Origin of the sequence: Streptomyces racemochromogenes (genome assembly GCF_044129415.1) — a bacterium.
GTDB classification, from domain to species: Bacteria; Actinomycetota; Actinomycetes; order Streptomycetales; family Streptomycetaceae; genus Streptomyces; species Streptomyces racemochromogenes_A.
On record NZ_JBBDHD010000123.1, the window covers coordinates 1 to 19,598 of the forward strand.

Annotated in this window: 13 protein-coding genes; 6 read left to right on the plus strand and 7 right to left on the minus strand. The window is 70.9% G+C overall.

Going from position 1 to position 19,598, the window contains the following annotated elements; genetic code table 11:
* Positions 1 to 103: 103 nt before the first annotated feature.
* On the minus strand, positions 104 to 3,250 hold the full coding sequence (gene ileS, locus WDV06_RS30375) for an isoleucine--tRNA ligase (protein WP_395513015.1): 3,147 nt from the start codon (positions 3,248 to 3,250) through the stop codon (positions 104 to 106).
* A gap of 557 nt (positions 3,251 to 3,807) precedes the next feature.
* On the opposite strand from ileS, the gene WDV06_RS30380 reads away from it, so the two are divergent.
* The 4 genes from WDV06_RS30380 (at position 3,808) to WDV06_RS30395 (ending at position 7,980) form a co-directional block, all read left to right on the plus strand.
* Positions 3,808 to 4,704 (plus strand): TraR/DksA family transcriptional regulator, encoded by an 897-nt coding sequence (locus WDV06_RS30380; protein ID WP_395513016.1) that lies wholly within the window; start codon positions 3,808 to 3,810, stop codon positions 4,702 to 4,704.
* A gap of 66 nt (positions 4,705 to 4,770) precedes the next feature.
* On the plus strand, positions 4,771 to 5,337 hold the full coding sequence (lspA, locus tag WDV06_RS30385) for a signal peptidase II (protein WP_395513017.1): 567 nt from the start codon (positions 4,771 to 4,773) through the stop codon (positions 5,335 to 5,337).
* Between the two features lie 53 nt (positions 5,338 to 5,390).
* Positions 5,391 to 6,332: an RluA family pseudouridine synthase gene (locus tag WDV06_RS30390; RefSeq protein WP_395513018.1), complete on the plus strand. Its 942-nt coding sequence runs from the start codon at positions 5,391 to 5,393 to the stop codon at positions 6,330 to 6,332.
* A gap of 55 nt (positions 6,333 to 6,387) precedes the next feature.
* On the plus strand, positions 6,388 to 7,980 hold the full coding sequence (locus WDV06_RS30395) for a Na+/H+ antiporter (protein ID WP_395513019.1): 1,593 nt from the start codon (positions 6,388 to 6,390) through the stop codon (positions 7,978 to 7,980).
* Positions 7,981 to 8,022: 42 nt separating this feature from the next.
* Here WDV06_RS30395 and WDV06_RS30400 read toward each other — a convergent pair whose 3' ends face one another.
* A complete protein-coding gene (locus tag WDV06_RS30400; RefSeq protein WP_395513026.1) occupies positions 8,023 to 9,060 on the minus strand; it encodes a mechanosensitive ion channel family protein in 1,038 nt (345 codons plus the stop codon).
* Positions 9,061 to 9,133: 73 nt separating this feature from the next.
* Between WDV06_RS30400 and WDV06_RS30405 the strand changes: the two genes are divergently transcribed.
* Positions 9,134 to 9,703: a dienelactone hydrolase family protein gene (locus tag WDV06_RS30405; protein ID WP_395513020.1), complete on the plus strand. Its 570-nt coding sequence runs from the start codon at positions 9,134 to 9,136 to the stop codon at positions 9,701 to 9,703.
* Positions 9,704 to 9,786: 83 nt separating this feature from the next.
* On the opposite strand, the gene WDV06_RS30410 is transcribed toward WDV06_RS30405, so the two are convergent.
* The 5 genes from WDV06_RS30410 to WDV06_RS30430 all read right to left on the minus strand — a co-directional run bounded on the left by WDV06_RS30410 (position 9,787) and on the right by WDV06_RS30430 (position 15,726).
* Positions 9,787 to 10,749, minus strand: a complete 963-nt coding sequence (locus WDV06_RS30410) for a zinc metalloprotease (protein ID WP_395513027.1) — start codon at positions 10,747 to 10,749, stop codon at positions 9,787 to 9,789.
* A 232-nt stretch (positions 10,750 to 10,981) separates the two neighbouring features.
* On the minus strand, positions 10,982 to 12,661 hold the full coding sequence (locus tag WDV06_RS30415) for an alkaline phosphatase D family protein (RefSeq protein WP_395513021.1): 1,680 nt from the start codon (positions 12,659 to 12,661) through the stop codon (positions 10,982 to 10,984).
* Positions 12,662 to 12,769: 108 nt separating this feature from the next.
* Positions 12,770 to 13,564: a DsbA family protein gene (locus tag WDV06_RS30420; RefSeq protein WP_395513022.1), complete on the minus strand. Its 795-nt coding sequence runs from the start codon at positions 13,562 to 13,564 to the stop codon at positions 12,770 to 12,772.
* Positions 13,565 to 13,613: 49 nt separating this feature from the next.
* A complete protein-coding gene (locus WDV06_RS30425) occupies positions 13,614 to 14,306 on the minus strand; it encodes a hypothetical protein (RefSeq protein WP_395513023.1) in 693 nt (230 codons plus the stop codon).
* A 94-nt stretch (positions 14,307 to 14,400) separates the two neighbouring features.
* A complete protein-coding gene (locus tag WDV06_RS30430; RefSeq protein WP_395513024.1) occupies positions 14,401 to 15,726 on the minus strand; it encodes a DUF2252 domain-containing protein in 1,326 nt (441 codons plus the stop codon).
* A gap of 169 nt (positions 15,727 to 15,895) precedes the next feature.
* On the opposite strand from WDV06_RS30430, the gene dnaE reads away from it, so the two are divergent.
* Positions 15,896 to 19,435: a DNA polymerase III subunit alpha gene (gene dnaE / locus WDV06_RS30435; RefSeq protein WP_395513025.1), complete on the plus strand. Its 3,540-nt coding sequence runs from the start codon at positions 15,896 to 15,898 to the stop codon at positions 19,433 to 19,435.
* The last annotated feature ends 163 nt before the right edge of the window (positions 19,436 to 19,598 follow it).

Below are 19,598 nucleotides of genomic sequence, written 5' to 3' on the forward strand. Positions count from 1 at the left end.
CCCCCCGCCGCGCCCGCGCCCCCCGCGCCGCGCCCCCCCCCCCCCCCCCCCCCCCCGCCCCCCCCCCCCCCCCCCCCCCCCCCCCCCGCTTCGGTGGGCCGGGTTACGCCTTGCGGAGGCGGAACGTCAGCGCGAGGGACTCGTCCTCGAAGGGGGCGCCGTACGACGCGTCGGCCTCGCCGGAGGCGAAGTCCGTCGCCAGGACCTCGTCCGCGATCAGGGCCGCGTGGTCCGTCAGGGCCGTGACGACCTCCGGCGACGTCGAAGACCACCGCAGGGCGATGCGGTCCGCGACATCCAGGCCGGAGTTCTTCCGGGCCTCCTGGATCAGCCGGATCGCGTCACGCGCGAGCCCCGCCAGCCGCAGCTCCGCCGTGATCTCCAGGTCGAGCGCGACCGTGGCGCCGGAGTCCGAGGCCACCGACCAGCCCTCGCGCGGGGTCTCGGTGATGATGACCTCCTCGGGGGTGAGGGTGACCTCCTCCCCGTTCACCGTCACGACCGCCGAGCCGGACCGCAGGGCCAGGGACAGGGCCGCCGCGTCCGCCGCGGCCACGGCCTTCGCCACGTCCTGCACGCCCTTGCCGAACCGCTTGCCCAGCGCCCGGAAGTTCGCCTTCGCCGTCGTGTCGACCAGCGAGCCGCCCACCTCGGAGAGCGAGGCCAGCGAGGAGACGTTCAGCTCCTCCGTGATCTGCGCCTGGAGCTCCGGCGACAGCGCGTCGAAGCCCACCGCGCCGACCAGCGCGCGCGACAGCGGCTGGCGGGTCTTGACGCCCGACTCGGCGCGCGTGGCCCGGCCCAGCTCCACCAGGCGGCGGACCAGCAGCATCTGCTGGGAGAGGACCGGGTCGACCGCCGAGGCGTCCGCCGTCGGCCACGTGGACAGGTGCACCGACTCCGGCGCCCCCGGGGTGACCGGGACGACCATGTCCTGCCAGACCCGCTCCGTGATGAAGGGGGTCAGGGGCGCCATCAGCCGGGTGACCGTCTCGACGACCTCGTGCAGGGTGCGCAGGGCCGCCTTGTCGCCCTGCCAGAACCGGCGGCGCGAGCGGCGCACGTACCAGTTGGACAGGTCGTCCACGAAGGCGGACAGCAGCTTGCCGGCGCGCTGGGTGTCGTACGACTCCATCGCGTCCGTGACCTCGGTCACGAGGGTGTTCAGCTCGGACAGCAGCCACTTGTCCAGCACCGTGCGGTCCGCCGGTGCCGGGTCGGCCTCCGAGGGGGCCCACTCGGACGTCCGGGCGTACAGGGCCTGGAAGGCCACGGTGTTCCAGTACGTGAGGAGCGTCTTGCGCACGACCTCCTGGATGGTGCCGTGACCCACGCGCCGCGCCGCCCACGGGGAGCCGCCGGCCGCCATGAACCAGCGCACCGCGTCCGCGCCGTGCTGGTCCATGAGCGGGATCGGCTGGAGGATGTTGCCCAGGTGCTTGGACATCTTGCGGCCGTCCTCGGCGAGGATGTGGCCCAGGCAGACCACGTTCTCGTAGGAGGACTTGTCGAAGACCAGGGTGCCGACCGCCATCAGGGTGTAGAACCACCCGCGGGTCTGGTCGATCGCCTCCGAGATGAACTGCGCCGGGTAGCGCTTCTCGAAGATCTCCTTGTTCTTGTACGGGTAGCCCCACTGCGCGAACGGCATCGAGCCCGAGTCGTACCAGGCGTCGATGACCTCCGGCACGCGGACGGCGGTCAGGGAGCAGCCCTCGTGCGTGCACGTGAACGTGACGTCGTCGATGTAGGGGCGGTGCGGGTCCAGCTCCGAGTGGTCCTGGCCGGAGAGCTCGGACAGCTCGGCGCGCGAGCCGACGCAGGTGAGGTGGTCCTCCTCGCAGCGCCAGATCGGCAGCGGGGTGCCCCAGTAGCGGTTGCGGGAGAGCGCCCAGTCGATGTTGTTGTTCAGCCAGTCGCCGAAGCGGCCCTGCTTGACCGACTCGGGGAACCAGTTCGTCTTCTCGTTCTCCCGCAGCATCGCGTCCTTGACGGCGGTGGTGCGGATGTACCAGGACGGCTGCGCGTAGTAGAGCAGGGCCGTGTGGCAGCGCCAGCAGTGCGGGTAGCTGTGCTCGTAGGCGATGTGCTTGAAGAGCAGGCCGCGCGCGTCGAGGTCGGCGGTCAGCTTCTCGTCGGCCTTCTTGAAGAAGACGCCGCCGACGAGCGGGACGTCCTCCTCGAAGGTGCCGTCGGGACGGACCGGGTTCACGACCGGCAGGCCGTAGGCGCGGCAGACCGCGAGGTCGTCGGCGCCGAAGGCGGGGGACTGGTGGACCAGACCGGTGCCGTCCTCGGTCGTGACGTACTCGGCGTTCACGACGTAGTGGGCGGGCTCCGGGAACTCCACGAGGGAGAACGGGCGCTCGTAGGTCCAGCGCTCCATCTCCTTGCCGGTGAAGCTCTGGCCGGTGGCCTCCCAGCCCTCGCCGAGGGCCTTCTCCAGCAGCGGCTCGGCGACGACCAGGTTCTCCTCGCCGTTCGTGGCGACGACGTACGTGACGTCGGGGTGGGCGGCGACCGCCGTGTTGGACACCAGGGTCCACGGGGTGGTCGTCCACACCAGGAGCGCGGCCCCGCCCGCGAGCGGGCCGGAGGTCAGCGGGAAGCGGACGTAGACCGAGGGGTCGACGACCGTCTCGTAGCCCTGCGCCAGCTCGTGGTCCGAGAGGCCGGTGCCGCAGCGCGGGCACCAGGGGGCGACGCGGTGGTCCTGGACCAGCAGGCCCTTGTTGAAGATCTCCTTCAGCGACCACCAGACCGATTCCACGTACTCGGGGTCCATGGTCCGGTACGCGTCGTCCAGGTCGACCCAGTAGCCCATGCGGGTCGTGAGCTCGGTGAACGCGTCGGTGTGGCGGGTCACGGACTCACGGCACTTCGCGTTGAACTCGGCGATGCCGTACGCCTCGATGTCCTGCTTGCCGTTGAAGCCGAGCTCCTTCTCGACGGCGAGCTCGACCGGCAGGCCGTGGCAGTCCCAGCCGGCCTTGCGGGCCACGTGGTAGCCGCGCATGGTGCGGAAGCGGGGGAAGACGTCCTTGAAGACGCGGGCCTCGATGTGGTGCGCACCGGGCATGCCGTTCGCGGTGGGCGGGCCCTCGTAGAAGACCCACTCGGGGCGTCCCTCGGACTGCTCCAGCGTCTTGGCGAAGGTCTTGCTCTCGCGCCAGAAGTCGAGGACGGCGTGTTCGAGGGCGGGCAGGTCGACCTGGGCGGGTACCGGGCGGTACTGCGGCGGTGTGGTCATGAGGCTGAACTCTTCCTCCGGCGGGTGTGTCACTTCCGTCCGGAGGGACGAGAGCGCTGCTGCTCCCGCGGTACCACCCTCCTTGGCCTCCGGACGGGTCCGGCGGCCCCCTCATTGGGGTGCGAAGCCGGTTCTACCGGCCCCACGGGGATCCCGTGCGGGCTTTCTTCCGGCGGCTCCGGGGTGATCCTTCACGTCGCGCTCGCCCCCGGGCTCTCACCGTCCCCGGGTCGCTCCTGGCTGCGTCCGACGCTACTCGTCCCCATCCATGCCTTTCGCTGCGCCCAGTGTACGGGCCGGGGGGCGGGTCGGCAGACCGGTTAAAGGGCGGGCCGCGGGCGGGCCGCGGAGGGCTCGGGGGTGACCCGGACGGCCCGATGGGCCGTCCGGGGATCCGCCGGGGGCGGCGGGGCGGATTACGGGGGCCTGCGCTGGGCACAACGGATGCAGGTTGACCTCGATGGACGCGTGCCCCGTTGCCGTGGGGTCGGAGGCGATTTATCGTTCCGGCACGATTTGGCTAAAAAGGCCACATCCGGTGAAAAGGGGCCGCGGCCATGGTGGCGAAGAAGACGGCGACACGGGAGGTGGCTGCTGTGCCGGGCTCCACGGCTGCCGCCGAACGGGCCGCTCCGCAGAAGGCGACCCCGGCGAAGAAGGCTGCCGCGGCGAAGAAGACCACGGCGAAGAAGGCCGCGGCGAAGAAGACCGTGGCCAAGAAGGCCGTGGCGAAGAAGGCGGCCCCGGCCAGGAAGACCGTGGCGAAGAAGGCCGCGGCGAAGAAGGCCGTGGACGGGCGGCCCCCGGGCGAGGAGGCCGCCGTGAAGAAGGCGGCGGCCCTGAAGAAGACGGCGGCCAGGAAGGCTCCGGCCGAGGCGGCCCCCGCCGCTTCGGGCGGGCGCAGTACGGGAAGGGGCCCGGCCGGGACGGCCGCGGCCGAGGGGGCGGCCCCGGCCGCGCAGAAGACGGGAGCTCGGAAAGTGGTTGCCAAGAAGACCGCGGGTACGGCCCGCAAGACGGCCGACGACACGGCCGGCGGCGCCGTGGCCGCGAACCCCGGCGAGCTCGCCGTACGCCCCGGGGAGGAGCCCTGGACCCCCACGGAGGTCGCGGAGGCCCGTACGGAGCTGCTCTCGGAGGTGATGCGGCTGCGCGTGGAGCTGGAGGCCTCCGAGATGGCCATCTCCGGTCTGATGCGGGACTCGGGCGACGGCGCGGGCGACGACCAGGCCGACACCGGCACCAAGAACATCACCCGGGAGTCCGAGCTGGCCCTCGCCGCGAACGCCACCTCCATGCTGGAGCAGACCGAGCGGGCCCTGGAACGGCTGGAGGCGGGCACGTACGGGCTGTGCGAGAACTGCGGCAAGCCCATCGGCAAGGCCAGGATGCAGGCCTTCCCGCGGGCGACGCTGTGCGTGGACTGCAAGCAGAAGCAGGAGCGAAGGCACTAGCCAGGACGTACGGACACTGACGTACTCTCGTGTCTCGTCGGGATCGGGCTAGTTCGAGGGACTCACGTGGCAGAGGCGGAGCGCATCATCGGTACGCCGGAAGTCGGAGACGACGCCGAGCCGCAGTCGGAGCCCGCGGCCCGCCGGGGGCGCAGGCGGATCACGGCGCTGCTCGTGGTCGCGGTGCTGGCGTACCTGCTCGACCTCGGCAGCAAGATGCTGGTCGTGGCCAGGCTGGAGCACCAGCCCCCGATCGAGATCGTCGGGGACCTGCTGAAGTTCGACGCGATCCGCAACCCGGGCGCGGCCTTCGGCTTCGGCGAGGCCTTCACGATCATCTTCACCCTGATCGCGGCGACCGTGATCGTGGTGATCGTCCGGCTGGCCCGCAAGCTGTACAGCCTGCCGTGGGCGATCGCCCTGGGCCTGCTGCTGGGCGGCGCGCTGGGCAACCTGACCGACCGGATCTTCCGCTCGCCGGGCGTGTTCCGTGGGGCCGTGGTCGACTTCATCGCGCCCGCCCACTTCGCCGTCTTCAACCTCGCCGACTCGGCGATCGTGTGCGGCGGGATCCTGATCGTCCTGCTGTCCTTCAAGGGTCTGGACCCGGACGGCACCGTCCACAAGGACTGACCTCGGGGACGCGCGCGGGAATGGTCCTCCGCCGGGTCCGGCATACTCGACGGGTGAGTACGATTCCCGAGATCCGCACCCTGCCCGTTCCCGATGGCCTGGAAGGCGAGCGCGTCGACGCCGCCATCGCCCGTATGTTCGGTTTTTCCCGGACGAAGGCGGCCGAACTGGCGGCGGAGGGGAAGGTCTCGGTCGACGGCAGCGTCGTCGGCAAGTCCGAGCGCGTGCACGGCGGCGCCTGGCTGGAAGTCGAGATGCCCGCCCCGCCGCGGCCGGTCGAGCTCGTGGCCGAGCCGGTGCCCGGCATGGAGATCATCCACGACGACGACGACGTCGTGGTCATCATGAAGCCGGTCGGCGTCGCCGCCCACCCGAGCCCCGGCTGGACCGGCACCACCGTCATCGGCGGCCTCGCCGCGGCCGGCTACCGGATCTCCACCTCGGGCGCCTCCGAGCGCCAGGGCATCGTGCACCGCCTCGACGTCGGCACGTCCGGCCTGATGGCGGTGGCCAAGTCGGAGCGGGCGTACACCTCGCTGAAGAACCAGTTCCGCGAGCGGGTCGTGGACAAGCGGTACCACGCGCTGGTGCAGGGGCACCCTGACCCGATGAGCGGCACCATCGACGCGCCGATCGGGCGGCACCCGAGCGCGGACTACAAGTGGGCGGTCACCCAGGACGGCAAGCCGTCCGTCACGCACTACGACCTGATCGAGGCCTTCCGGGCTGCGTCGCTGCTGGACATCAAGCTGGAGACGGGGCGTACGCACCAGATCCGCGTGCACATGTCGGCGCACCGGCACCCGTGCGTCGGCGACCTGACGTACGGGGCCGACCCGACGGTCGCCAAGCGGCTGGGACTGACCCGTCAGTGGCTGCACGCGGTGCGTCTGGGCTTCGAGCACCCGGCGGACGGGCAGTGGGTGGAGTTCGAGAGCGGCTACCCCGCCGACCTCCAGCACGCCCTCGACGTGATCCGCGCCGAAAGCCAGTAGGGGCCCGGGGAGTCCAATCCCCGGAAGCGGCGCGGCCTCCTGGCAGGGTAGGGGAGTGGATCAGCTCGCTCTGCTCTTCGTCCTGCTGCTCGGGGCCGTGGTCACCGTGCCCCTCGGCGACCGGCTGGGGCTGCCCGCGCCCGTGCTGATGACCCTCGGCGGGGTGGTGCTGGCGCTGGTGCCTGCCGTGCCCAACGTGAACATCCCGCCCGAGTACATCCTCCCCCTGCTGCTGCCGCCCCTGCTGTACGCCTCCGCGCAACGCACCTCGTGGCGGCAGTTCGCGGCGAACGTCCGGCCGATCCTGCTGCTGGCCGTGGCCCTGGTCTTCGTGACCACCGCCGCCGTGGCCGCCGTCGCGAACGCCGTCGTCCCCGGGCTGCCCATCGCGGCGGCCGTCGCGCTCGGCGCGCTCGTCGCCCCGCCCGACCCCGTCGCGGCCACCGCCGTGGCCGGATCGCTCGGGCTGCCGCGCCGCATGGTGTCGATCCTGGAGGGCGAGGGGCTCTTCAACGACGTCACCGCCATCGTGCTGTACCACGTGGCCGTCGCCGCCGCGGTGAGCGGCAGCTTCTCCTGGCCCGACGCGCTCGGGGAGTTCGTCCTGTCCGCGGTGGTGGCCGTGGCCGTCGGGCTCGCGCTCGGCTGGGCCACCAACCGGCTGATGGGCCGGCTCGACGACGCCACCCTCCAGATCGGGCTGACGCTGCTGGTGCCGTTCGTCTCGTACGTGGTGGCCGAGGAGCTGCTCGGGTCGGGGGTGCTGGCCGTGCTGACCACCGCCCTGTTCCTCGCCGAGTACGCGACCGACGCCGACGACGTGCTGGGCCGGCTCGCGGGGCACACCTTCTGGGAGGTCATCGACGTCCTCGTCACCGGCGTGGCCTTCGGCCTGATCGGGCTGGAGCTGCACAACGTCTTCGGCGTCGCCAAGGGCCGCGAGGGGGAGATGGCCGGCTGGGCGGCGGCCGTGGTCGCCGTGGTGGTGGGGGTGCGGCTGGCGTGGCTGCTGCCGGCGGGCTGGCTCGCGAAGAAGCTGCACGGCCGGCGCGACTACGCCGAGGAGATCCCGCTGAGCTGGCGGGAGAGCGTGGTGATGTGGTGGGCGGGGATGCGCGGGGTCGCCTCCGTCGCGCTGGCCCTGGCCCTCCCGCTGCGGACCGACGCGGGGGACGCCTTCCCGGACCGCGACGAGATCATCTTCATCGCCTTCGCCGTGATCATGGCGACCCTGGTGTTCCAGGGGCTGACCCTGCCGTGGCTGGTGCGGCGTCTGGGGGTGGAGCCCGACACGGACGCCGAACGGGAGACCGAGCGGGCGCTCGCCCTGCGCGCGGCGAAGGCGGCGAAGCGGCGGCTCAGGGAGATCGAGCAGGTCGAGGACCTCCCGGAGGACCTGGTCGAGGTCCTGTACCGGCGCGCGTACGACGTGGGGGCGAGGATCAGCCCCGACCTGGTCGACGAGGAGCGGCGGGAGGCGTACGCGAAGCGGGTCGAGCGGATCCGCCAGGTCCAGCGGATCCAGCGCGAGATGATGTCCGCCGCCCGCCACGAGGTCCTGTCGGCCCGCAGTGAACCGGGGGCCGACCCGGAGATCGTCGACCGCGTCCTGCGCCACCTGGACGTCCGCAGCCTGCGGAGCGCGTAGGCGCGCAGGAGCGTGGCGCCTCTCCGGCGACGGCGGCGCGGGTCAGGCCCGTAGCGGTGGCTCCGCCGGGGTGACGCGGGGGAGGGCGTACGGGTGGTGCGCCGCCAGCCAGGTGATCAGTTGCTCGCGGACCGCGCAGCGCAGGGTCCACACGTCGTCGGCGTCCTTCGCGGTGACCACCGCGCGGACCACGATGGTGGTCGGGGTGGTGTCCGTGACCGCCAGGCCGGCCGTGCGGCCGTCCCACTCGGGGATGTCCCCGAGGAGCTCCGCGAGCTTGTCCCGCATCAGCGCGACGGGGGCCGAGTGGTCCAGGTGCCAGATGACGGTGCCGGTCATCTGGGCGCCGCCGCGCGACCAGTTCTCGTACGGCTTGCTCGTGAAGTACGACACCGGCATCGTGATCCGGCGCTCGTCCCAGGTGCGGACCACCAGGGAGGTCAGGGTGATCTCCTCGACCTTGCCCCACTCCTTGTCCACGACCACCGTGTCCCCGATGCGCACGGTGTCGCCGAAGGCGATCTGGAGCCCGGCGAAGAGGTTGCCGAGGGTGGCCTGGGCGGCGATGCCGGCCACGATGCCGAGCACCCCGGCCGAGGCCAGCACCGAGGCCCCGACGGTGCGCATCGCGGGGAAGGTCAGCAGCATCGCGGCGGCGGCGACCACGACGGCCACGGCGGTGAGCGCCCGCTGGATCAGGGTGACCTGGGTGCGCACCCGCCGTACCCGGGCGTCGTCCGGCGCGGAGGCGGCGTAGCGGGTGTACGCGGAGTCGACGACGGCGGTGGCGACGCCGACGAGCAGCCAGGCGGTGGAGGCGATCTGCACCAGGGTCAGGACGTGGCCCAGACCGTCCGCCCGGCCGGGCAGGATGTGCGCCGGCCGGTACCCGGTCTGGAGCGCGGCCGTGGCCAGCACCAGCCGGAACGGCGGGACGCAGCGGCGCAGCAGGCCCCACAGGGGTGTCTCGGAGTGCCGGGCGTCGGCCCGGCGCAGCAGCAGGTCGAGGAGCCGGCCGGCGGGCAGGGTGAGGAGCAGGACGGCGCAGACGGCGGCGGCGGGGCGCAGGACGTTCTCCATCTCCATGCGGGAGAACCTATCCACGGGGCGCCGCCGGACTCCTCCCTTTCCGGGCAATGGCACGATGGGAGGCATGAACATCATGCTCTTCCACTCGACGTACGGGCTGCGGCCCGCGGTGCACGCGGCGGCCGACCGGCTGCGTGCCGCCGGACACCAGGTGCAGGTGCCCGACCTCTTCGAGGGCCGTACGTTCGAGACGTTCGAGGAGGGCGTGGCCCACCTGGAGGAGGTGGGCCGCGACGAGCTGCTCAAGCGGGCGGTGCTGGCCTCGGCGCCCTTCTCCGACCAGGGCCTGGTCTACGCCGGGTTCGACTTCGGCGGCTCCGTCGCCCAGCACCTGGCACTGGCCGACGACAAGGCGCGCGGGCTGCTGCTCCTGCACGGCACGGCGGACCTGGAGGAAGACGCCTCGGCCGACGAGCTGCCGGTGCAGCTGCACATGGCCGACCCCGACCCCTTCGAGACGCACGACTGGCTGACGGCCTGGTACCTGCGGATGCGGCGGGCCGGGGCGGACGTCGAGATCCACAGCTACCCGGGTGCCGGGCACCTGTTCACGGACCCCGGCCTCGACGACTACGACGCGGACGCCGCCGAGGAGGTCTGGCGGATCGCGCTGGCGTTCCTCGACAGCCTGTAGGGGAACGGGGAGCGAACGGGCCGGGGCCCGGCGCGTGCTGCGCCGGGCCCCGCCGTGCGTGGTGTGTGGAGCGCTGAGCGCGATCAGGCGCGGTAGGCGGTCCACATGCTCTTCATGCGGGCCACCTGGCCGGCGGTGAACTGGTACATGCAGGAGTCGTACGTGTAGTCCATGAAGTTGTGGATCGGGTCCACGCCCGCCTTCGTGGTGCAGGAGTCACGGCCGGTCGGGCACTCGAAGGCCGCGCTCTTCTCGGCCGGGGTGTCGGAGACGGAGTCGCCGCTGCCCGAGCAGCCGCCCTGGAAGGTGTGGTACAGGCCCATCCAGTGGCCGACCTCGTGGGTGGCGGTGTCGCCCTCGTTGTAGTTGGCGGCGGAGCCGCCGGGCAGCGAGGTGTTGAGGATGACCACGCCGTCCATCGCCGGGGCGGAGGCGTAGGAGCTCGGGAAGGTCGCCCAGCCGAGGAGGCCGCCGCCGAGGTTGGCGGTGTAGAGGTTGAGCGCGTTCTTGCCGCCCTTGCGCAGGGCGTTCTTCATGTCCTTCTCGGCCTGGGTGCCGTCCGAGACGTTGTACCAGGCGTCGTTGTCGGTGTAGTCGGTGCCGGCCAGGGAGAACTGGAAGCCGGAGTCGACGTTGCCGTTGCCCTTGCCGCTGTAGGCGGCGTTGAGGACGTTGATCTGGTTGGTGATGTCCGTGGCGGTCAGCTTGCCCTGGGTGCCGGACGTGATCACGTGGACGTACACCGGGATGGTCGTGGCGGCGGCCAGGGAGCTGACGCCCTCGCGCGCGCCGAAGACCTGCTGCGGCGACAGCTGCATCTGGCCGAGCTTCTTCTTGAGGTCCGCGTCCATGGCCTTGGTCTGGGCCTCGGACAGCTCGTTGGGCTCGGCCGCGTGGCTGTCCTTGGGCTTGGCGACACGGGCGTTGGCAGGGGCGGAGCCCTGCTCGGCACAGGCCTCGGCACCGGTCTTCGGGGCGGCGGCGACGGTGGTGGGGGCCGTCAGCGGGGCGAACGCCAGGGTGGAGGCCAGGACGGCCGTACCCATGAGGCGGCGGCGGAGAAGGGGGGATATGCGGGCAACGGCGCGCACGGTGACTCCTCGGCAAGCGTGGTGGGGGGTGAGGTATTTCCTCACGCTGGCCGGAAGTTTATGTGTGCATGTCATTCATTTCGCAAGTACCCGGAAGTTAAAGATTTGTTGCCCGGGGTACATCCGGGGCTCCTGGTCTGCACCAGGAGCCCCGTTCCGCAACAGATTTGACGGTATGTCAGAAAGATCAGCGGACGGGCTGGTCGACCCGCTCCACCTTCTGCGTTCCGTTCAGGGTGCGGTACGAGCGGGCCCAGGAGGAGGTCGCGTCCTGGCGCCGCTTGTCCGAGACCACGTAGTAGTCCATCTGCGAGCGCTCGGCCGTCACGTCCAGCACGCCGTAGCCGTGCGAGTCCATGTCCAGCCACTTCACGTGCCAGTTCGCGGCCTTGATGGCCGATTCCGCCACCACCGACACGGTGTGCGGCAGTACGTGCAGGGTGTCGTCTATGTTGTCCGAGGTCACCGAGGTGACCACGAACTCGGTGCCCACCGTGCCCGATCCCGGGTACGTGGCCATGTTCACCGGGACGTCGTTCGCCCAGGCCATGTGGATGTCACCGGTCAGGAACACCGTGTTCTTGATGTTCCGGTCCTTCAAGTGGCCCAGGAGCTCCTTGCGATCGTCCGTGTAGCCGTCCCACTGGTCCGTGTTGACCGCGAGACCGCCCTCGGGCAGGCCCAGGAGGTGCGTGAGCGGCTGGAGCAGCTGCGCGGGCAGCGAGCCGAAGGCCACCGGCGAGATCATCACCGAGGTGCCGACCAGCTTCCAGGTCGCCGTCGAGCCCGCCAGGCCGGCCTTGAGCCAGTCCAGCTGCGCCCGCCCGGTGATGGTGCGCTCCGGGTCGTCCACCGCGCCGCTGCCGGCCTTGACCTGCTCCGAGCGGAACGAGCGCAGGTCCAGCAGGTGCAGGTCGGCCAGGTTGCCGAAGCGCAGGCGGCGGTACACGGTACCCGCGATGGAGGCGCGCACGGGCATCCACTCGAAGTACGCCTGCTTGGCCGCGGCCGCGCGGGCCGCCCAGTCGCCCTCGGTCGCGGGGGTGTGGTTGGTGGCGCCGCCGGACCAGGCGTTGTCGGCGAACTCGTGGTCGTCCCAGATGGCCACGATGGGGTGGGCCGCGTGCAGCGCCTGGGCGTCGCGGTCCGTCTTGTACTGGCCGTGCCGGATCCGGTAGTCGGCCAGCGAGACGATCTCGTTCTTCGGCTCGTGCGGGCGTACGACGTACTTCGCGGCCGGGTACTCGCCGGTCTGGTACTCGTAGATGTAGTCGCCCAGGTGCAGCACCGCGTCCAGGTCGGTGCGGGCGGCCAGGTGCCGGTACGCCGAGAAGTAGCCGGACTCCCAGTTGGAGCAGGAGACCACGCCGAAGCGCACGCCCGCGGTGGCCGCGTCGGCCGCGGGGGCGGTCAGGGTGCGGGCGGCGGGGGAGACGGTGGCGCCGGCGGTGAAGCGGTACCAGTACGGGGTGTGCGGGCGCAGGCCGCGCACGTCCACCTTGACGGTGTGGTCGGAGGCGGCGCTCGCGGTGACGGAGCCGCGCGCGACGACGCGGGAGAAGGCCTTGTCCTCGGCCACCTCCCAGCCCACGGCGGTGTCCGGGCCCAGACCGGAGCCGGGGACGGCCTCGGGGGCGGGGGTGACGCGGGTCCACAGCAGGACGCCGTCCGGCAGCGGGTCGCCGGAGGCGACGCCGTGCAGGAAGGCGGGGGCGGTTTCCGCCGCCCGGGCGGCGGAGGCGCCGAGGGCGATCGGCGCGAGGGCGGCCGTGGCGGCGGCGGCCAGGACGACCGTGCGACGGCGCGGGTTCGCCGCGCCCGCGGCGGAATCCGCCGCGGGAGAGAGGGGGGTGAGATGACTGGTCACGGGTGGTCATATTACTGATCGGTATGTGGCCGGGAACAGTCACCGGACGACAACGGGCGGGCGAACTCTGGGAGTTCGCCCGCCCGTTATGGCGGTATTGCTGACGGTTCAGCCGGCGAGCGCCTTGTCGATCGCGGCGGTGAACGCCTCCGGCGTGGCCGGGGTGTCGATCTTCTTGCCGTCCATCTTCAGCGTCGGAGTGCCCGTCACCCCCGACTTGTTGAAGGCGTTCGACATGTCCATCGCCCACCGGTCGTACGTGCCGTCCTCGACGGCCTTCTTGAACTCGGCGTTGCCCTTGAGCGCCGGGACCGTGTCCGCGACCTTCAGCAGGTACTCGTCCTTGGCGAAGCTGTCGACGGTCTCGTCGGGGTGCAGCGCCTTGGAGTAGAGGGCCGCCTTGTAGTCGAGGAAGGCCTCCGGGCTGACGTTCAGCGCCGCGCCCAGCGCGCTGAGCGCGTTCTTCGAGCCCTCGCCCTTGGCGCCGTTGTCGATGAAGGTGGCGCCGATGTAACGGAGCTTGAACTTGCCCGCGTCCACGTCCTTCTTGACCTGCTCGCCGACCGACTGCTCGAAGGCGGCGCAGGCGGGGCAGCGCGGGTCCTCGTACAGCTCCAGGGTCTTCTTCGCCTCGGGCTTGCCGATGACCACGGTCAGGCCGTCCGCGCCCTCGGTGTTCTTGGGCTTGACCAGGGTGGCCTCGGCGGCCTTCTCCCAGTAGCCGGGCTGGTTGGACTGCACGACCGCGTAGCCGACGCCCCCGGCCAGCGCGAGGACGGCGACCACGCCGCCGGCCACGAACACCTGGCGGCGGGCCTTGTCCTTCTTCGCCTGCTTCTCGCGCTCGGCGCGCAGCTTCTCGCGGGCGGCGGCCTTGTTCTGCTGGCTGTTGCGGGAACTCATGGTGATCTCCGTGGGAGGTGGAAGAGGGGGGACTGTCCGTACGTACGCGTCAGACGCTCGCGAGCGTCGCCGTCCGTACGGGAGGTCCCCGCCGGCCCACCGAATGCGCGGGGAAACGGGTACGGGCCACCGCGCCCGGAAGCGCCGCCGGAAGCGCCCGCCGGACCCGGCCGGGACCCGCCGCCACCGAGGCCGCCGCCAGCAGCAGCGGCCGGAAGGCGAAGGCGGCCACGGCCCGCAGCAGCCGGGCCAGCGCCCGCTCGCCGCGGCGCAGCCAGGCGGCGGCGATCAGCCCGACCCCGACGTGGGCGCCGAGCAGCAGCCAGGGCGTCCACGGCCCCGGCGCGGACAGCAGCGCGGCCGGGTCGCCCACGGGCCCGGCCACCTCGGCCAGCGGCGCGCCCACGGGGGTCCCGCCGCACAGCCCGTCCAGGCCCAGGGCGTGCAGCGGCCCGGCCACCGGCCCGCCGGCGGGGCCGTAGCAGACGCGCTGCCCGGCGGTGAAGACGGTGTCGGCCGCCAGCTCCAGCGGGACCAGCAGGCCGGCGATCGGTCCGAAGCCCCGCTCGCGGCCGGCCAGGGCGTAGGCGATCACGAACACCCCGGCGAAGGCGCCGCCCAGCAGGGCGGGAGGCAGCGGCACCCGGGACAGGAGCACGTGGGAGCCGGCCGAGAGCAGCACGACGAGCGCGCTGAACAGCGCGGCCCGCAGCCCTCGGATCCTCACCCCTGATATGTCCATCGTCGCGAGTCTGCCACGGCTTCCTGTGAGGGACGGATCACGGGGTGCCTTCTCGGCCGCTCCGGGGCCCGCCGCCGGGCCCCGGAGCCGTGGTCTACGCGGTGATCCGGCCGTTCCTGAAGAGGTCCACGAAGATCTGGTGGTCGGCGCGGGCCCGGGCCCCGTAGGCGTGGGCGAAGTCGACCAGGAGCTTCGGGAAGCCCTCCTCGTCGGCGGCGATGGCCGCGTCGATGGCCCGCTCCGTGGAGAAGGGCACCAGGGACTGGCCGCTCTCCGCCTCGTCGGCCGAGGCGTGCATGGTGGCGGTGGCCCGGCCGAGGTCCGCGACGACCGCCGCGATCTCCTCCGGGTCGTCCAGGTCCGACCAGTCCAGGTCCACCGCGTACGGGGAGACCTCCGCGACCAGCTGCCCGGCGCCGTCCAGCTCGGTCCAGCCCAGCCAGGGGTCGGCGTGCGCCTGGAGGGCCCGCTGGGAGATCACCGTGCGGTGGCCCTCGTGCTGGAAGTACTCGCGGACCGCCCGGTCGGTGATGTGGCGGGAGACGGCCGGGGTCTGCGCCTGCTTGAGGTAGATCACGACGTCGTTCTCCAGGGCGTCGCTGTGCCCCTCCAGCAGGATGTTGTACGAGGGCAGCCCGGCCGAGCCTATGCCCACGCCCCGGCGGCCCACCACGTCCTTGACCCGGTAGGAGTCCGGGCGGACCAGGGACTCCTCCGGGAGGGTCTCCAGGTACCCGTCGAAGGCGGCGAGCACCTTGTAGCGGGTCGCGGCGTCCAGCTCGATGGCCCCGCCGCCCTCCGAGAAGCGGCGCTCGTGGTCGCGGATCTCGGTCATCGAGTCCAGCAGGGCGAAGCGGGTGCGCGAGCGGGCGTCGCGCAGGGCGCCCAGCAGGGGGCCCTCGGCGGTGTCCAGGGTGAAGGAGGGCACCTCCTCGTTCTTGGCCCCGGTCGCCAGGAGGTGGATCCGTTCGCGGTAGGCGGCCGCGTACGTCCGCACCAGGTCGCTGATCTGCCCGTCGCTGAGCGCCTTGGTGTAGCCGATCAGGGCCACGGAGGCGGCGAAGCGCTTGAGGTCCCAGGTGAAGGGGCCCACGTACGCCTCGTCGAAGTCGTTGACGTTGAAGACGAGCCGGCCGTTGGAGTCCATGTACGTGCCGAAGTTCTCGGCGTGGAGGTCGCCGTGGATCCAGACCCGGCCGGTGCGCTCGTCCAGGAAGGGGCCGCCGTGCCGGTCGCGCTCCAGGTCGGCGTAGAAGAGGCAGGCCGTGCCCCGGTAGAAGGCGAAGGCCGAGGCGGCCATCTTCCGGAACTTGACCTGGAAGGCGGCGGGGTCGGCGGCGAGCAGCTCACCGAAGGCGGTGTCGAACACATCGAGTATCTGCTCGGCGCGCTGCTCGTCGGTCGTCTCGGGAACCGCCATGGCGGATGCCTCCTGGTGCACGGGGTGGTACGGGTTCTGACCGACTGGACGTCGGACACGTGTTCCTGGTTCTGCAACGCCCGACCGTATCGCTCCGTGCCCCGGATGTGTCACCCGCTCGACGTAGGATTCATAGCTGCCGCCCCTCTCTCCCCCGGAGGCCCACACCGTGTCCAAGACGCCGTTCACGCACCTGCACGTCCACACCCAGTACTCGCTGCTGGACGGTGCCGCTCGGCTGAAGGACATGTTCGCCGCCTGCAATGAAATGGGCATGACGCACATCGCCATGTCCGACCACGGCAACCTCCACGGTGCGTACGATTTCTTCCACTCCGCCCAGAAGGCCGGGATCACGCCGATCATCGGTATCGAGGCGTACGTGGCCCCCGAGTCCCGGCGCAACAAACGGCGCATCCAGTGGGGCCAGCCGCACCAGAAGCGGGACGACGTCTCCGGTTCCGGCGGTTACACGCACAAGACGATCTGGGCGGCGAACAGCACCGGCCTCCACAACCTCTTCCGTCTCTCCTCCGACGCCTACGCCGAGGGCTGGCTGACCAAGTGGCCCCGGATGGACAAGGAGACCATCGCCCAGTGGTCGGAGGGCCTGATCGCCTCCACCGGCTGCCCCTCCGGCGAGGTCCAGACGCGACTGCGCCTCGGACAGTTCGACGAGGCGATCAAGGCGGCCTCGGACTACAAGGACATCTTCGGAGAGGGCCGCTACTTCCTGGAGCTGATGGACCACGGCATCGAGATCGAGCGCCGGGTCCGCGACGGCCTGCTGGAGATCGGCAAGAAGCTCGGCATCCCGCCGCTGGTCACGAACGACTCCCACTACACGTACGCGCACGAGGCCGCCGCCCACGACGCCCTGCTCTGCATCCAGACCGGCAAGAACCTCTCGGACCCCGACCGCTTCCGCTTCGACGGCTCCGGCTACTACCTGAAGTCCACGGACGAGATGTACGCCATCGACTCCTCGGACGCCTGGCAGGAGGGCTGCGCCAACACCAGGCTGGTGGCGGAGCAGGTCGACACCGAGGGCATGTTCAAGTTCCGGAACCTGATGCCGAAGTTCGACATCCCGGAGGGCTACACCGAGGTCACCTGGTTCCGCGAGGAGACCATGCGGGGCATGCACCGCCGCTTCCCCGGCGGGATCCCCGAGGACCGCATGAAGCAGGTCGAGTACGAGATGGACACGATCATCTCGATGGGCTTCCCGGGCTACTTCCTCGTGGTCGCCGACTTCATCATGTGGGCCAAGAACCAGGGCATCGCGGTCGGCCCCGGCCGTGGCTCCGCGGCCGGCTCGATCGTCGCGTACGCCATGGGCATCACCGACCTCGACCCCATCCCGCACGGCCTGATCTTCGAGCGCTTCCTCAACCCCGAGCGCGTCTCCATGCCCGACGTCGACATCGACTTCGACGAGCGCCGGCGCGTCGAGGTGATCAGGTACGTGACCGAGAAGTACGGCGCCGACAAGGTCGCCATGATCGGCACCTACGGCACCATCAAGGCCAAGAACGCGATCAAGGACTCCGCCCGCGTCCTCGGCTACCCGTACGCCATGGGCGACCGCCTCACCAAGGCCATGCCCGCCGACGTCCTCGGCAAGGGCATCCCGCTCTCCGGCATCCTCGACCCCTCGCACCCCCGCTACAGCGAGGCCGGCGAGATCCGCAGCATGTACGAGAACGAGCCCGACGTGAAGAAGGTCATCGACACCGCCCGCGGCGTCGAGGGCCTGGTCCGCCAGATGGGCGTGCACGCCGCCGGCGTCATCATGTCCAGCGAGAAGATCACCGACCACGTGCCCGTCTGGGTGCGGCACACCGACGGCGTCACCATCACCCAGTGGGACTACCCGAGCTGCGAGTCGCTCGGCCTGCTGAAGATGGACTTCCTCGGCCTGCGCAACCTCACGATCATGGACGACGCCGTCAAGATGGTGAAGGCCAACAAGGGGATCGACATCGACCTCCTGGCCCTGCCGCTCGACGACCCCAAGACCTTCGAGCTGCTCCAGCGGGGCGACACCCTCGGCGTCTTCCAGTTCGACGGCGGGCCCATGCGCTCCCTGCTGCGCCTGATGAAGCCTGACAACTTCGAAGACATCTCCGCCGTGTCCGCGCTCTACCGCCCGGGCCCGATGGGCATGAACTCGCACACGAACTACGCCCTGCGCAAGAACAAGCAGCAGGAGATCACCCCGATCCACCCCGAGCTGGAGAAGCCGCTCGAAGAGGTGCTCGCGGTCACCTACGGCCTGATCGTCTACCAGGAGCAGGTGCAGAAGGCCGCCCAGATCATCGCCGGCTACTCGCTCGGCGAGGCCGACATCCTGCGCCGCGTGATGGGCAAGAAGAAGCCCGAGGAGCTCGCCAAGAACTTCACCATCTTCCAGGCCGGTGCCCGCAAGAACGGCTACTCCGACCAGGCCATCCAGGCCCTCTGGGACGTCCTGGTCCCCTTCGCCGGCTACGCCTTCAACAAGGCCCACTCGGCCGCGTACGGACTCGTCTCCTACTGGACCGCCTACCTCAAGGCGAACTACCCCGCCGAGTACATGGCGGGCCTGCTCACCTCGGTCAAGGACGACAAGGACAAGTCCGCGATCTACCTGAACGAGTGCCGGCGCATGGGCATCAAGGTCCTCCCGCCCAACGTCAACGAGTCCGAGTCCAACTTCGCCGCCCAGGGCGACGACGTGATCCTCTTCGGCCTCACCGCCGTCCGCAACGTCGGCCAGAACGTCGTCGACTCGATCATCAAGACCCGGAAGTCCAAGGGCAAGTACTCCTCCTTCCCCGACTTCCTCGACAAGGTCGAGGCCGTCGTCTGCAACAAGCGCACCATCGAGTCGCTGATCAAGGCCGGCGCCTACGACGAGATGGGCCACACCCGCAAGGGCCTGGTCGCCCACCACGAATCGATGATCGACAACGTGGTCGCGGTCAAGCGCAAGGAAGCCGAGGGACAGTTCGACCTCTTCGGCGGAATGGGTGACGAGGAGAGCAGCGAGCCCGGCTTCGGCCTGGACGTGGAGTTCTCCGACGTCGAGTGGGAGAAGTCCTACCTGCTCGCCCAGGAGCGCGAGATGCTCGGCCTCTACGTCTCCGACCACCCGCTCTTCGGCCTCGAACACGTCCTCTCCGACAAGACGGACGCCGGCATCTCCCAGCTCACCGGCGGCGAGCACGCCGACGGCGCCGTCGTCACCATCGGCGGCATCATCTCCGGCCTCCAGCGCAAGATGACCAAGCAGGGCAACGCCTGGGCCATCGCCACCGTCGAGGACCTCGCCGGCTCCATCGAGTGCATGTTCTTCCCCGCCACCTACCAGCTCGTCTCCACCCAGCTGGTCGAGGACACCGTCGTCTTCGTCAAGGGCCGCCTCGACAAGCGCGAGGACGTCCCCCGTCTGGTCGCGATGGAGATGATGGTCCCCGACCTCTCCTCCGCCGGCACCAACGCCCCCGTCGTCCTCACCATCCCCACCGTCAAGGTCACCCCGCCGATGGTCACCCGACTGGGCGAGATCCTGCGCCACCACAAGGGCAACACCGAGGTGCGGATCAAGCTCCAGGGGCCGCGCACCACCACCGTGCTGCGCCTCGACCGGCACCGGGTCCAGCCCGACCCGGCGCTCTTCGGCGACCTCAAGGTGCTCCTCGGCCCCTCCTGCCTGGCCGGCTAGCCCGGACGGGCCGCGCGCCCGCCGTACGCACGGGAAGGGGGGGGGGGGGGGGGGGGGGAGCGGCTCCGCGCAGCGGCACCGGCCCGGGGCCCGCCCCTACCGCACCGGCAGCGGCACCGGCACCGGTCCTAGAACACCACCAGGGAGCGCCCGCCCTTGCCGG

What these genes read in the sequence shown, in the direction of transcription:
- ileS (WP_395513015.1), bottom strand. Translation starts at nt 3,250, where the DNA reads ATGACCACACCGCCGCAGTACCGCCCGGTACCCGCCCAGGTCGACCTG.
- WDV06_RS30420 (WP_395513022.1), bottom strand. Translation starts at nt 13,564, where the DNA reads ATGAGTTCCCGCAACAGCCAGCAGAACAAGGCCGCCGCCCGCGAGAAG.
- WDV06_RS30380 (WP_395513016.1), top strand. Translation starts at nt 3,808, where the DNA reads ATGGTGGCGAAGAAGACGGCGACACGGGAGGTGGCTGCTGTGCCGGGC.
- WDV06_RS30405 (WP_395513020.1), top strand. Translation starts at nt 9,134, where the DNA reads ATGAACATCATGCTCTTCCACTCGACGTACGGGCTGCGGCCCGCGGTG.
- WDV06_RS30410 (WP_395513027.1), bottom strand. Translation starts at nt 10,749, where the DNA reads ATGGGTACGGCCGTCCTGGCCTCCACCCTGGCGTTCGCCCCGCTGACG.
- WDV06_RS30425 (WP_395513023.1), bottom strand. Translation starts at nt 14,306, where the DNA reads ATGGACATATCAGGGGTGAGGATCCGAGGGCTGCGGGCCGCGCTGTTC.
- WDV06_RS30400 (WP_395513026.1), bottom strand. Translation starts at nt 9,060, where the DNA reads ATGGAGAACGTCCTGCGCCCCGCCGCCGCCGTCTGCGCCGTCCTGCTC.
- WDV06_RS30430 (WP_395513024.1), bottom strand. Translation starts at nt 15,726, where the DNA reads ATGGCGGTTCCCGAGACGACCGACGAGCAGCGCGCCGAGCAGATACTC.